At 43.7% G+C, this 15,345-nt stretch carries 9 protein-coding genes; all 9 read left to right on the forward strand.

The window, feature by feature from the left end:
* Positions 1–52 precede the first annotated feature (52 nt).
* The 9 genes from AB4124_RS23495 (at position 53) to AB4124_RS23535 (ending at position 15,297) form a co-directional block, all read left to right on the forward strand.
* Positions 53–2,278, forward strand: a complete 2,226-nt coding sequence (locus AB4124_RS23495) for an FAD-dependent oxidoreductase (protein WP_441974347.1) — start codon at positions 53–55, stop codon at positions 2,276–2,278.
* Between the two features lie 7 nt (positions 2,279–2,285).
* Positions 2,286–3,494 carry a GDSL-type esterase/lipase family protein gene (locus AB4124_RS23500; RefSeq protein ID WP_441974348.1) on the forward strand — a complete coding sequence of 403 codons (1,209 nt, stop codon included), beginning with the start codon at positions 2,286–2,288 and terminating at the stop codon, positions 3,492–3,494.
* Between the two features lie 263 nt (positions 3,495–3,757).
* The gene (locus tag AB4124_RS23505) at positions 3,758–8,350 is read left to right on the forward strand and encodes a golvesin C-terminal-like domain-containing protein (RefSeq protein ID WP_441974349.1); all 4,593 of its coding nucleotides are present in this window, start codon (positions 3,758–3,760) and stop codon (positions 8,348–8,350) included.
* Positions 8,351–9,211: 861 nt separating this feature from the next.
* A complete protein-coding gene (locus AB4124_RS23510) occupies positions 9,212–10,273 on the forward strand; it encodes an AAA family ATPase (protein WP_441974350.1) in 1,062 nt (353 codons plus the stop codon).
* Positions 10,273–12,078, forward strand: a complete 1,806-nt coding sequence (locus AB4124_RS23515; RefSeq protein ID WP_441974351.1) for a vWA domain-containing protein — start codon at positions 10,273–10,275, stop codon at positions 12,076–12,078. The genes AB4124_RS23510 and AB4124_RS23515 overlap by 1 nt, the downstream gene beginning before the upstream one ends.
* 564 nt (positions 12,079–12,642) lie before the next feature.
* On the forward strand, positions 12,643–12,774 hold the full coding sequence (locus tag AB4124_RS23520; protein WP_441974480.1) for a hypothetical protein: 132 nt from the start codon (positions 12,643–12,645) through the stop codon (positions 12,772–12,774).
* 117 nt (positions 12,775–12,891) lie between these two features.
* A complete protein-coding gene (locus tag AB4124_RS23525; RefSeq protein WP_441974352.1) occupies positions 12,892–13,920 on the forward strand; it encodes an RES family NAD+ phosphorylase in 1,029 nt (342 codons plus the stop codon).
* A 207-nt stretch (positions 13,921–14,127) separates the two neighbouring features.
* Positions 14,128–14,616: a hypothetical protein gene (locus tag AB4124_RS23530; RefSeq protein WP_441974353.1), complete on the forward strand. Its 489-nt coding sequence runs from the start codon at positions 14,128–14,130 to the stop codon at positions 14,614–14,616.
* Positions 14,617–14,841: 225 nt separating this feature from the next.
* Complete coding sequence (locus AB4124_RS23535; RefSeq protein WP_441974354.1) at positions 14,842–15,297, forward strand: GNAT family N-acetyltransferase; 456 nt, start codon at positions 14,842–14,844, stop codon at positions 15,295–15,297.
* Positions 15,298–15,345: the final 48 nt, after the last annotated feature.

The following is a 15,345-nucleotide window of genomic DNA, read 5'->3' on the forward strand; positions in this document are numbered from 1 at the left end:
GGGACCAAAACAATTACCATGATAGAAGCATCTAATCATGGAGGTTATCAAAATGGAGCTTATAAAAGCAGATGTAACCGTCGTAGGCGGAGGTATTGCGGGATTATGCGCTGCCATTGCTGCCGCACGCCAAGGGCTGCAGGTTTCACTTATTAATGATCGGCCGGTTCTTGGGGGAAATGCGAGCAGCGAGGTCAGGGTTCATATCAACGGGTCGGCATATCTCGGAAACAGTCCATCCTATTATGCTCGCGAGGGCGGGTTGGTAGAAGAACTCAAGCTGAAGATCTTTCATTATAATCCGTTATACAACAAGAAGCTTATGCTTTCGCTTTCGGATACGGTCTTGCTCGACATGGTTTATGATGAGCCTAACATTTCTCTGTTCCTAAATACATGTGTGCATGAAACGGGCATGGAGAACGGCAGAATTAAATGGGTGGAGGGCCTTCAATTAGCTTCCGAAAGAAAATTTCGTTTTGAAAGCCCAACCTACATCGATTGCTCCGGCGATGGAATTGTTGGATACCAAGCAGGTGCTCACTTCCGATGGGGAAGAGAGGCGAAGCATGAATATAAGGAGGAGTTGGCTCCAGAAGTGGCGGATCATTACACCATGGGCGATACGATTCTGTTTCAAGCCCGTGACGTAGACTATCCCGTTCCTTACAAAAGACCAGGCTTTGCGTATGACATTACGAAGTTGGCCTTTTTCGATAGTATCAGAAAAGGCTTAAACCATCGGTCTTTTCCGAGGAAAATCAACGGGCTCGGCGGACTGTGGTGGCTGGAATACGGCGGACATATGGATATTATCAAGAATAATGAAGACATCGCATTGGAACTGCGAAAATTGGTGTACGGGATTTGGGATTATATCAAAAATAGCGGCGAGTTTGATGATGTGGACAATCTCATCTTGGATTATGTATGCCCGATTCCGGGGAAGCGGGAGTCGAGGCGGTTTATAGGGGAACACATGCTGTCTCAGAACGATCTTACAGCAAAGCCTCATTTCGAAGATGCGGTATCCGTCGGAGGCTGGTATATGGATCTGCATGCGAATAAAGGCATCTACGATGAGGGGCCGGCTACAGCGTGGAATTTCGTGCCGGGATTGTATAATATCCCTTTTCGCAGCTTATTTTCACGCAATATTCCTAATCTCATGTTCGCTGGCCGCAATATAAGCGCTACCCATGTGGCTTTTGGATCGACAAGGGTCATGGCAACCTGCGGTTGTATGGGGCAGGCGGTAGGAACGGCTGCTGCGTTATGCTTAAAATACGAGGCCGACCCTGCAGCCATAGTCAAATCCCATATGGGTGAGCTTCAAGCGCAGCTGCTTCGAGACGGGCAAACGATTGTAGGGCTTCAAGAGCAGTTGGATCCTTATTTTGCTGACGGATTAACGGTTCGTGCCTCGTCTCAGCGAAGCTATGATAATCTTCATCCAACCGAAGAGATCTCCTTGGAGAAAGCGTTATGTTTGGTCTTGCCGATTCAGACATCCGTGGCTGAAAGCGTGCGAATCAAAATTAAAAATAGATCCGAGCATTCGGAAACATTGCAAGTGAAGCTGTTTGGCGGGGAGCGGAAGGAAAACTATATTCCCACAAGCGGGCTGAAAGACTACCGCTTGGTTATTTCAGGTGGTCACGATGACTGGATTACGCTGGACCTGGGCTGCGAGAAACCGGCTGATGACAAGGTCTACATCGTTTTGGAAGGCCCGGCGAGCCTTGCCGTATACGGCAATGAAGAGAAAATAACAGGGGCAGTCAGCTTTCATTATAGACCGGAAGAGCCGTCCAGGCTGAAGAAATTCAATAAGAGCATTTGCTTCAAAGACCTATTGCCATCCCAAAATATGTATAGCCCTGAGAATGTCGTCAACGGCTTCTCTAGACCTTATGGTCTGCCAAACAGCTGGATTTCTGAACGTACGGAAGGACAGGAATGGTTGGAATTTGGTTTTGCAAGCTCCAAGAATCTGGATGAAATCCATCTTGTGTTCAACTCGCAGCTGAATTTGGAGCATTTCGACGATCCGATCGAGCCACTTATCCAAGATTATGATGTGACCTTAACCTTAGAAGACGGAACCGAGAGTGAAATTAATATCCGTGGGAATTATCTTTCGTTGAATAAACATCAGGTGCATGCAAAAGGGGTAACCCGAATCCGGTTTGATTTCTGTGCAACGTATGGTTCGCCTTATTATGAAGTGTTTGCTGTAAAATTTTTTGCTCCTAAAACGCTAAGTGAGGCCAGGTGAAGTTGCGATGAAGGAAATTTTCCCTCGAAGAGGGCTGCCTAATGTCATTCAGAAGTTGGAAAATGGGGAAACGGTGACCATCGTTTATTTCGGTGGCAGTAATACGCGTTCTGAAGGATACAGGGTCATGACGGCGGATTGGCTTCGAGGACAATATCCCAGAGCGGATATCCGCTCTGTGAACGCAGGCATTGATGGGACAGGATCGGACCTGGGCTGCGCCCGTTTGGAGACTGATGTACTGCGTCATCAACCTGATCTCGTGTTTGTTGAATTTGTTGGTAACGATGGCGGAGTTCCGGAGTCCAAGGCGCGGATCGAAGGAATTGTCCGACAGATCCGCAAGCGGAGCCGGTTTACCGATATCCTGTTCGTATATACGCTGAAGGAGCGAGATGTGGCCCTATTTCAGTCTGGAGAATACCAGAAGGGAGCTATTATGCAAGAGGAAGTCGCGGACTATTACGGCATTCCTTCGATTCATCTGGGCGTAGCAGTCAGTCAATTGGTTTCGGATGGAAAGCTCATTTTCACCTCAAGGGCAGACGTGTCCATTCCCGGAGCCGTTATTTTTACGCATGATTCGATCCATCCGACGATTCCCGAAGGACACCAGATTTACACGGATACAATCACCCGGTCGTTTGAGAAAATCAGCGAACTTCGAGATCGCGTGGGAAAGATCGAACATCACTTGCCTCAGAATACTTTGGTCCCGGCCAATCCTTGGGAGTATGCGACCATGCTGCCATTGGATTGTCTTACTCATTTTTCGGCAGGATGGTCTTACATGACCCCCGGTGATTTCTCTTTGATGCGCGAGTATGATTGGTTATTTCCCGGTCTATGGCGAGCAGTCGATCCCGGAGAGACGATCACAGTGGAGTTTGAGGGGACCCACATCGGATTATTCGATATCGGGGGGCCGGATTCTGGCAGATTGAAGGTGTCGGTGGATGGAGGGGAACCCTTCCTTATCGATCGATTCACACCATATAACGACCATAATCGAAATCAGTATGTTTTCTTACCTGAGCTACCGAATGGGAAACATACGGTTCGCTTCGAAGTTGATCACAAGAAGACAGACAAAGCGGCCGTGTTTGAGGCAAGCGGCAATGAAAGAAGTATGGAGCATGTTCGGCAGCATCCAGCTTGGTATGATCAAACGGTCATTCAGATTGGAAAGCTGCTATTGGTGCAGCCGCCATTATAATTGATTTTTCCACTTGGAAGACCTACATTCTATCTGATTGCAATGGAGCGATCAATTCGAATGTAGGTTTCTTTTTTTACTTAAAATCTTATAAGAAATTCTTGAAATGAAAGAAATTTCACGGTGATATGGCATGCTATGATAAAAACGACGGAGCGGGATTAGCCAGAAGGATAAGGCTAATTGCTTCTTTACGATCTTCGAACAAAGGAGGGCCTTATTATTTTGAAAGCGTTATCAATTTAAGGGAGGCTGTGAGTTGTATGGTCAAAAGGAAGCTGTTTTTCTTCATCGTTTTCATGTTGACGATAGTAGTTCCTTTCAGCCTGATCGGAATAAGGGCCGCTTATGCGGAGACCTTACCTTATCAGACGATTATCATTGATGACGGGAGCATCACGATCAATGATGTTGTGACACCTGATGCGGGTAACGCCAATAACGGGTTCTCCGCTCCTTATTGGACCACAAGCGCAGGAGTGAAGGGATACAATAATTCCAGTTCAAAATATACGGATGCCGTAGGTAGAAGCATCACATGGAATCCACGCTTGGAAGCAGGGACGGCGAGAATATCGTTCTATAAGCTTGACTGGGCGGATAAAGCAGATAGTAATGTAAAGATTGAAATTGTTCATAACGGGATTACGGATGTCAAGTTTATGGATCTTAGACCTTCGTCGGGTCCATCGGTCGGATGGGTTGATTTGGGGGAGTATGAATTTAGTGGTGATGATTCCGAATTTGTCAGGCTGACTCGAACGCAACCTACGACGGGCACGATTATTACTCGGGCCGATGCAGTCAAGTTCGAAGGAAATATCAGGCAGCAAGCACCGCCGTTGCCCCCGCTGCGGAGCCGCACATTAGCGAATCTCAGTTACACGGAAAAGGGCAGCATCGAAAATGATAACTATAAGGCTACCTTCTATGAAGCAGCATGGGATGGGGGCAAATCCATCGTTCGTGACATGTTCTACAGGAACACGGACACAGGAAACTGGATGCCAATAAATAATGTGTCGGAAAGACTTGAGGAGCAATGGGTTTTATTGGATGGGAATGCAGGGAGCCGAACCAATTACTACGATACGATGAACAAACGCTGGATTACATTCGACGGGATCACTTTTCCCGACAGCCGCACGGCGGTATTAACCGATTCTATGAATGGAAGTGATTACGATTTTGAAGTGAACTGGTCCATGGCAGGGGATAAACCTGATGTTTCCTTCGCCTTTACGCCTCGCCGCGATGGCAATTATGTGATTGGATATCAGTCCTTCACAACAGAGGTAGTCTCTGGCATCAATGAAGTGTTAAATGGATTCAGGTCGCACGCCAAAATGGTAGGTACGGTGGAATCAACAAGCTTGAGGGAACTGAGCGCTCCAATGAGTCTGGTTGAGAAGAATGACAGTTCGGGGAATCCATTGACGTATGGAGTATTTGTACCTTCGCAAGAGCTTCCGGTTGAGTTTGAACCGACGGGAGGCGTTACGAAACAACGGCTTGGCATGAGCCTAGTCAACAATGAAGGCAGCGTGCAGCCAATCCTCTATGCTCCTCAATTAGGGACTTATTCGCAAATGACCGCAGAAAACACCTATCAATTTCATATGGGGTTAATCGCTCAAAAAAGCAATCTGTATGAGTCCTATGCGGATATTCTTCGCAACGAGTACGGTTACTCGGCATACCGGGAAAATGTCTCAGACCAGTCGCTTACTGACGCGATGTTCAATATGATCGATCTACTTAAGATTGACCCGCAAGGGGACGACTCTGTTGATTATGTCCCGTCACCCAGCGGGTGGTGGAGCCGTGCCAAGGGCTTTATTGATATCGAAAACGAGGATAGCGTTCGAACAAGCTCGAATGCGGTTCTTCTGGGGGCTTATTATTTGACCGGGGATGACCAGCTTTACGATACGAGAGCATTGCCCTCCGTCCAGTATGGCGTATCGCGAAATGGTATCGGTTGGTCGCCGACGCAGAAGAAAGTATACGGCGTGCCTTCGTTATGGAAAATGGCCACCCTGCCATTCGATGTTTCAAGCGTCGCCGCTATCAATCAGATGATGGGCACTTCGGCAGGAATTGGGGCGCTGGCACAGGAAGAGTACCTCGTGCGTGATCCTGACCAGAAAGACCGCGGTCCTGTCATTCAGCCCCTGATGATGTATCGTATGACGGGAGATGCGCAGTATTTGCAGGCTGCCAAGGATGCAGCCGACAGCTATATCATGCAACATATCGATACGCCTGCATCCGTGAATGTGAGTAAAAATGAGTTCATTTATTATTATAGCAAGCTGTGGATGGAGATTTTGGAGCTTTACGAGGAAACTCAGGATCCCAAATACTTGAATGCTGCATATAAGGAAGCCAAACGGTATGCCACCATGTTCGTTGCTCGTCCGGTTCCTGAAGGTACCGTTACAATTCCGCAGCCCGAGACGTATAATTACGCGGAATCGTTCCATTGGCCAGAAAGCGGTAAATACCAGTATCCTAGAACCAAGCTCCCAGAAGATATAGCCGGAGGCGTACAAGCGGATCGTTGGCTTGTTTCACCGAGCGGATTGACGTTTGAGGCGGGAAGTACAACCGGCTATTATCGGATGAATGCCCAGGAAGCCCCATTCATGCTGAGGTTGTCGCTCTATACAGGTGATAAACTGCTGCAGGATATTGCTCATAATGCGGTTATTGGTCGATCTTCCAGTTACCCGGGTTATTACTATAAGGGCTTCGCCGTTAGCCAACTTGAACCGGATTTCCCTCTGGAAGGCCCAAGCGGGGCTACATCCATCTATTATCACCATATACCGGGGCAGCTCGGGCAAACGATGGATTATTTGATCAGCGAACAATCGTTGAAATCGAACGGGAGTATTACATTTCCTTCCGTATTCGAAACGAATTTTTTATGGTTCAAATATCACCTCTATGGGAATAAACCAGGCCAATTTTATGGTAATTCCGACGTTTGGCTCTGGATGCCCAAGGGGATTATTAAGACTAATCATCCTCAATTGAACTGGATAACGGGTGAGAGCGGGGATAAATTCTACATCGGGCTGAGCAACGTATCGTCAGATGAAGTTCAGACTCCGATCGAATTGAATAAACAAATCATTGGATTCAACCCGGCACAAGATTATACCGTAACGATCATCCGCGATAATGGCACACCAGAACAAGCGGTTATGAGTGGCGGAATCATTCAAGCCACGGTTTCAAGCAAGGGAATAACTGCTATCATTGTAGAAGGACTCAACATTGATGTGCCGCTGCACCAGGTCAGAACTGCTGATACATCGGATGCAAGCTATTTCTTCGATATTCACAGTCCAATCGATGCAGTTAAAGGTATGCTGATCGTCAAGCCTGACGAAACGGTTTATGATGCTTATGTGCAGGCCAAAACGACGAAACCAGCGACAATTCATTATTCCTTGGATGGCGGGGCTACGTATACAACCATCCCTGATACGATATATCCGATGGAATGGTCGATACGGGTGAACGATTTATCCCAAACCTTCACGTATTATGTGGAATCGGAAGGGAAACAGACCCGCAAGCGGACACTCTATCTGCCTGATCAGGTAACGGAAACTCCAGTCCAACCCGATGATGGGCAGGATGGTTCATCTATCATTGTGGATAATACGGAGGCGGAGGCAGAAGGCGTCTGGATAAGGGATACGACGGCTGACAACTATTACTATGATAACTATGTGTATGCCAAATCTACGGCCGGCACAGCGACAAGCAAAATGAGATGGCGGCCTGAGCTGCCGGAAAGTGTCACTTACAGTGTGTATTACAAGATTCCGCAAATAACAGCTGCGAGTGAAAACTGGGCAGCGAATGCCTCATTTACCGTTCATTATAGCGGGGGCTCCGAGACGGTTACCGTTGATGAGACAACGGCGAATGGTACTTGGGTGCACCTTGGTGATTATCCTTTTACAGCAGGCGATAGCGGGTACGTGGAACTTACCAATAAGGCCAACAAGACCAGGGTCGTTGCCGATGCGATCATGTGGGTGGACCCGAGCAGAATACCGCAATTGGAGTCGGCGGTGATCCAATCTGATCGAATTGAGCTGCAGATGACTCAAAACGCACAACTGAGTGTAACCGGTTATTTGGATAACGGTTTGATCGGTGATCTGACACAGGCCAATGTGCAGTATTTCGTGGATCGTACGGATCTGGCTGAAGTGGATAGCAGCGGTCGGTTGACCCTTCTAAATCTCGATGGGGAAACGGATCACATTGAGGTATGGGCCGCTGTAACGATTGACGGAGTGACCTTAACAACGCCACCATTGACCATAACGATCAAGGACCTAACGGTTATCGTCGACAGTACAGATACAACGGGGTTATACACGACAGAAGGGTCTTGGAGCCAAAGCAATTTAGCCGGATACAAAATTGGGGTTAAGTCCCGTTACACTACAGTTCAAGGATCATCAGCAACGTGGAAAGGCCAGTTTCCAGAGGGGGAATATACGGTCTCCATCTACAAGCTTGTTCATACGACGGCAAACGATAATCATGTCAAAGTGGAAGTGAAACATCAGACGGGTACCGAGGTGACGTATATCGATGCAACGGTCGGCTCATCGGGTTGGGTTAATCTAGGAACGTTCGACTTTACGGGAGACGGTAGCGAGTATGTTCGTTTAACCAGGGAGACTCCAACAACGGTAGATCCGCCAACGCTTCCTGCCGATATGATCTATACGAGGGCTGATGCAGTTAAGTTCGAACGGCATTCCGTTAGTCCGGAGCTGCTTGCAAATGAGGTGCCAGGTAAACCAACACTTTCCGAATAATAGCGGTGTTGAGGTGAATCCCGGCAAACCTGTGTTGTCCAGCGACAACTGGGATCTTGGTGGGAACTATACCAAGTGCTCTATCGGCCATTACACAAATTTCTGGGAGATCTCCTGGCATTTATTAATATCGCAGTGAGTATATGAATGGAAGTAGAACAACGGTACGTGATGTTATACAAATTATTGTAAAATAACCCTAAGAGCTGAGTGGATCAGAACGATCCATTCGGCTTTTTTATTTCTTGGAATTTAGTATTGAACTATGCAAAATGCTAATAAAACGATGATGTAATAAGACAGCGCATTTTTGGAACAAATGCCGGAGCATCCGACCGTGTTTAATCTAATCTTTCAAGGCTCCCAACTGGGGTGATATGTACACGATGCTGTTCGTGTATTGACTTATCTAATGAGATGATTCGTTTTTGTAAGGAAAGAGGGCTAGCTGCTCAGGTCATGGATTTTTGTAATTTAGATTTCGATGATAATTCATTCGAACCAAAACGTTTTTTTTGCGTCATACTCCGATGATTCACTAAGGACTCTCATAGGTCAGCATTTTGAAGAGGTCTATTTTAATGCTATACCATTAAAAAATGGTTCACTTCTTTTTCAATCACTTATCTTAAAGAAGGTCTCTATTGTTTAGTATTTTATTCCTTCTTTCACTAAACTAAAAGAGTCGATTAAATGGAAATGGTTTGTAGGTACAGTCGTGATAGGCAAGAACGCAGCAGCAACGCTATTCCCTTTAGTAACACCGTTACTTATACAACATATTTTACGCTTTCTTAAAACCGCCGTAATGGTGGTTTTTGTTATAATAAGATTATCTTTCAAGAAAAAGGAGTATATCTATTGAATCTTGCTGTTCCCGTTACACAGTCACAATTGATGCAGATATTGCTTAACGTTTCCGTTATTCGCCCTGTCTTTATTTGGGGTGCCCCAGGGATTGGAAAATCAGCTTTAGTTGAATCATTTGCAGATCAAGTCGGACTTCCATGTGTTTCACTTTTAGGCTCTCAGCTTGCGCCAGAAGATATTATTGGCGTACCTCAGATCGTTGACGGCAAAAGTCAATTTTGTCCACCCAAAATGATTGCTCGCAAGGAACCTTACTGTTTATTTTTGGACGAACTTAATGCTTGTTCGCAAGAAGTCCAAAAAGCTTTTTACAGTCTTATTCATGAGCGTCGAATTGGTGATTATCATCTTCCAGAAGGCTCGATTGTAATCGGTGCCGGCAACCGTGCGCAAGATAGTGCAATTGTAAAACCGATGTCCTCTGCGCTCATTAATCGTATGTTTCATGTCCAACTTAATGTATCGTTTCAAGATTGGATTTCTTGGGCGTACGAAAACGAAATTCATCCGATAGTTATTGAATATTTAGAGTCTCGCCCCGACCATCTGTGGAGTGCCCCTCCGAAAACGGAAGAACCGTTCTCCACGCCAAGGTCCTGGCATATGCTATCTGATGCACTTCGCGAGTTTGGCGATAATTTATCACCAGAAGTGGTCGGTATTTTATCGGGTGGTTCTTTAACTCCTGCTCATGCAACACAATTTAAAGCTTTTTACAAAAATCTAAGTGGTAAATATCAATTGAATGCTATTTTAGAGGGCAAAATTTCATTTCCGTCTGCTGCAGAAGATCGTGATGTTCTCTATTTTCTAGCTCAATCTTTTCGAGCACAAATTATTAAAGAACTTCCTGCTCGAAAAGATGATATCAGTGGTAACCATAGGCAGTTTGCACATACGGTGAAAAAATTGATTAAAGACTTGTCTGCCATTAGTTTTGAAATTGCACAGCTCGTTATTGCGAAAAATGAACAATCCTCTAATATTCCTGACTGGCTCATGGTGGAAATTGTTCGTGACTTACCACGGCTCGCCGTTAAAGATAAGGGGTAATGATGTCAAAAAAATCGACACCTGAAAATCCAGCTTTAAAACAATTCCAAGCAGCAGTAGAGATAATTGAAAACCATCCTATTTTTTCGCCTTTATGTTCAAGAACCAGCATTGTCCATCGTGATGGGACCCCTTATCCAATAAATGGTTGGGCAACTGTTACAAAAGGTGGATATATTTACACGCACCCTAAACGCCGAGGTGAAACCTCGGAGTGGGTCTATGTGCTTGCTCATTGTTTGTTGCATTTAGGACTTGGTCATTTAATAACGAAAGATCATCCAGTGGCATGGAATGCAGCTTGTGATTTGTACATTGCCAAATTTCTTGCTGATTTAAAACTAGGAACACCTCCTTCTGATATGGAAACACGGACGGATATGACCGTAAAGGATGAGGAGTTTCTTTATGAGCAATTTTGTGCACGGGGCGTGCCGGAAGTTTTGAAATATTTTGGCACAGCAGGTGTAGCAAGTTCGGATATGGATGTTCGGGATACAGCAGCGCGTAGCTATTGGAGGGGAGAACCCGAATGGGAAAAATACTTTGCAATTGGGTTATCTAACGCGGTCACAAGTGCTGTAAGTGTTGCAGGAGGTTACTCCGCTTCCCTGACAGATTCTACGAGTGTTAAAAGTGCTGCACAGCGGGCAAAACGGTGGTTCATGGACCGTTATCCATTGCTCGGCGCACTTGCTTCCGGTTTTTCAATTATTGAAGACCAAGCTATCTGCCAAAGATTAAGCATTTCCGTTGCGGCTATTGATGTTGTAGAACGCGAAATTTACATGAATCCAGCAGCTGGATTAACGGACGAAGAATGTATTTTTGTGATGGCGCATGAGTTATTACACGCAGGTCTACAGCATCATGAACGCTGCCAAGGTCGCGATCCTTATTTGTGGAATGTCGCTTGTGATTATGTCATCAACCTTTGGTTGGTTGAAATGCAAGTTGGTGAATATCCTAATATCGGTCTGGTTTTAGACCCAGAGTTGAAAGGTTTATCTGCAGAATCGATTTACGACAAAATGGTTGGAGATATTCGCTTATATAGAAAACTAGCTACGCTTCGTGGCAATGGATTAGGCGATATGATTGGCAAAGGTGATCCGTCGCTCTGGGATGTTCGAAATGGGCAAACGCTTGATGATTTTTGCAAGAATGCTCTTCAACAAGGTTTAATGTATCACGAAGAACAAGCTAGGGGTTTACTTCCTTCTGGGCTTGTTGAAGAAATTAGAGCACTTGGTCAACCACCGATTAAATGGGATGTTGAGCTTGCCAAATGGTTTGATTCATATTTTTCTCCACTTGAAAAAACGCGGTCCTATGCCCGTGTCAGCCGTCGCCAATCATCAACGCCAGATATCCCAAGACCTCAATGGGTTTACAGCGGTTCATCTGAGGATGGACGTACGTTTGGTGTGATTTTGGATACGTCTGGTTCAATGGATAAAAAATTGCTGGCTAAGGCGCTTGGTGCCATTGCTAGTTATGCACAAGCTCGAGATGTGCCTTTCGCGCGACTTGTGTTTTGTGATGCAGCTCCTTATGATGCGGGTTATGTTGCCCCAGAGACAATCGCCGATCGTGTGCAAGTTAGAGGTAGAGGGGGGACCGTTTTGCAGCCTGCTATTGATTTAATCACTCATGCTGAGGATTTTCCGAAAAATGGACCACTTTTAATTATTACCGATGGTTATTGCGACAAACTAACCATTCGACGAGAACATGCTTATTTATTGCCAAAAGGAAATGAACTACCTTTTTCTCCAAAAGGTCCTGTTTTCCGTATCGATTAAGAAACAATAACAGAATGAATAATTACGCACTGAGCAAGCTGAGGTTTAAAAGTATGTTAAACACAACTCAAAAATAGAATTCAATAAAGAGCCTCATGCTTTACAGGAAGTACAATGGTTTCTATTCATGACATGCCAGATAATATTACGATTACAACGGAGTACGCTCTTGAACAGTTGAAATGATAAAAAGAATTATATTTTTTTGAAAGTCGAATGCGAAAAGTTCTATTTTTACGAGGAATCTGTCTCAGTATTCGTAATATCAAATTATAAATGTTTAGAGATATACGGCTACAGTGAAAGAGATATGAATAAAAGGCTGGAGACCGGAGACCTGCAGGTGTCACAAATGTGATCTGCGGGTCTTTTTTTGTAGAAATGAGTGTATCAACCCGAGGAATGGATTTTCTCGGGCCAATCGCACGAAGGGCACTTGACAGAGCCTTCTGTGTGTTTTAACATGCGAAAAACCGGTCCAATGTAGCGAAAAAGGTGAGCATTCACGTGTTGTGACATTCCTTTACAAAGCATTTACTGTAAGGAGGTACGGATCCGAGGTATATACAAGAGTTACTCGGGCACCAAAGCAGTAGAACAACAGTGCGTTATACTCATGTGTCTATGAAGGAGCCAGATAGATTAAGAGCCGGTTGGATTATTGAAATCGGGGTATTACGGAGAGGGAGTTCGTAGATATCCTGCTGAAGGGAGTGTTTACGAAGTACGGGAATACACGTAATATGGAAGTATTCGCGAAGTTCGTAGATAAGACGTTATACGAAATAATTCTAAAACTAAAAGGTGATTGATTTGAGCGAAGATGAAATAACACTACAAGAAAAACTCCAATTGTTTCATTTAGTTTTTTCAGAAGAGTTTGATTCAATTTTCTCAGCTGATATTATATGCTGTGAAAATTGTGTAAACGAATTTATAAAGTATTGGCCGGGTGTCTATATTAACGATATTGATTTTCAAAGATATTCAGTACGAATTTCATCATTATATTCAATGATGCGATTTTCTGATTTAATATCTGAGGAAGAATTCAACAAATTTTCTTCTGAGTTGGTCTGTCCTCGGTGTAACCATGAATTAAATGGATTTATTTATCCCTACAATATGCCATTTGATGTTCCACATGGATTTGAGCAACTCATAAAGGAAATTGCAAAAATAGCTTATGAGACACCTTTTTTACTTTTATCAAATGTTTTTGCACTTGAGGTATATCAAGAGATATCTAAAATATCTCTAATAACTGAACCGAAATTTTCTTCTGATACAGTCTATAGAGCGCGGATAATCAATGATGAAACTGTTTATACAGCTATGGACTTTCTGGCTCCTCCTAAAGAGAAAGTTGGTGAGGGAAGATATAACCATGCTGGAAAACAAGTATTATACCTTTCTGAGGAACCAGAAACATGCTTTCATGAACTACGATCGCCAAAAAAGGGTGTAATGATTGCAAAGGTCAAAATAAAAGAACCCATCAAAATTTTGGACTTAACAATGCAATCTATTGAGTCAAACATAATTAACTTAATAAGATGGTCATCATTAATGAGTTCCCCTAGTGAAGGCGAAGGATGGCATAAACCTCATTATGTATTTACGAGATTTGTTGCTGATTGTGCTAAAGCAGCTGGATTTCATGCCATTAGATATCCGAGTGTGCGCTTTGAAGAAGGTATGAACCTTGCAATAATTAATTACGAAGAGTATATAAGAAATATCGAAGTTAATGAAGTATTTATATTCAATGAAAGTAACACTAAAAGTGAAGTGCTAATGCAAAAATTAAGGGAGACTCTTAATTCAGCAAATTCACAGTAGAGAATTACTCCGCATAACAATGCATTCCTGCAGCGTCGCTAAGGCTCCTTGGTCGCCAAGAGGAACATCTTAGAAGTGGACTCAGGCGACACATTCAACCGGCTAAATCTGACGACCCGTTCCATATGGTCACTTAAGCCACTTGAACGTCAGGAATGCGGAAACGTTATCTGCAATTCCTCAAATAATGAAAAAGAAGGAAATAAGATGAAAAATCATAATGAAGAGAAATTCGCTCTGGAGAATGCAGCAGTAGACATATTTTTAAACCTTTTTAATATTAATCACAAAGATCAGTTCGAATTAGTAGAAAGACGAGAAAGTCCAGATTTCGTCTTAAGTGGCTTGAAAGGTGAATTACTCGGACTTGAAGTAGCACATTTATTTTATGATCCTGAAGAAGCAAAAATGCTACTAGGCAGGTCTGATAATAAGATGCATGGAACAGAAAAATTTGATGATCTGGTGAATGCTTTAAACAGATTACTAAAACAAAAAGAAGCAAAGATATTGAAGTATGAAAGTACATATCCAACATCATTAGTGATTAGAAATGCTTCCCCTATCTTTGGTATGAGTGACCTCTTAAGAGATAAGGAACTGATTTACAAACCGAGCATTTATAAAAATGTTTGGTTTGTTTCTAGAGATGGCAATTATAATGATTGGTTAATGAAAGATATTTTGATGGTTTAGTCGAAGAAGTGAGGAACAGCAGATAACACAGCATTCCTACTGCGGGCATTCGCCCTTGATCGCTAAGAAGGATTTTCAGGGGAGGTTATTCAGGCGATACATTCAACCAGCTAAGTCTGACGACCCGTTCCCTTTGGTCACTTAATCTGCTTGAACGTCAGGAATGCCAAACGTTATCTGAAAGAATCGGAAATCCAAAACAACACAATACACAGGAGACCTAATATGGATCAAATAAACGTATCTCTAAATCTTATCACAAAAGAAAGTGAACTAGAGTGTATATCCCTTAGACCTAGAGAAGACCAATTAAACTTGGTAGCATCGAATTCGGATTCACTTTTGCATGCAGCTAAGGAGATTACTTCAAAGCCTTACGGTGTGTATGTGGAAGATATTATGGTAGGATTTATACTGTTTGATAATGAAGTATATACTGATGGTTACTACTGGATCCTTAGGTTTATGATTGACGAAAGGCATCAAGGAAAAGGATATGGGAAACTTGCTATAAGGGAAATCATCAGAAAACTTGAAAATAGAATGGATTGTAAACAAGTAAGAGTATCTCACGGTCCACACAATATTGTGGCAAATAGACTATATAAAGAATGCGGATTTCAGGATACTGGAGAAACAGAAGAGAACGGAGACATTATTCTAAGTTATTACAGTAAGTAATCCCTGGTGAAAAGACTCAGGATTATTTCGAAGAAGCCGATTCCATCA

This window comes from Paenibacillus sp. 2KB_20, assembly GCF_052115765.1.
Classification (GTDB): domain Bacteria; phylum Bacillota; class Bacilli; order Paenibacillales; family Paenibacillaceae; genus Paenibacillus_AQ.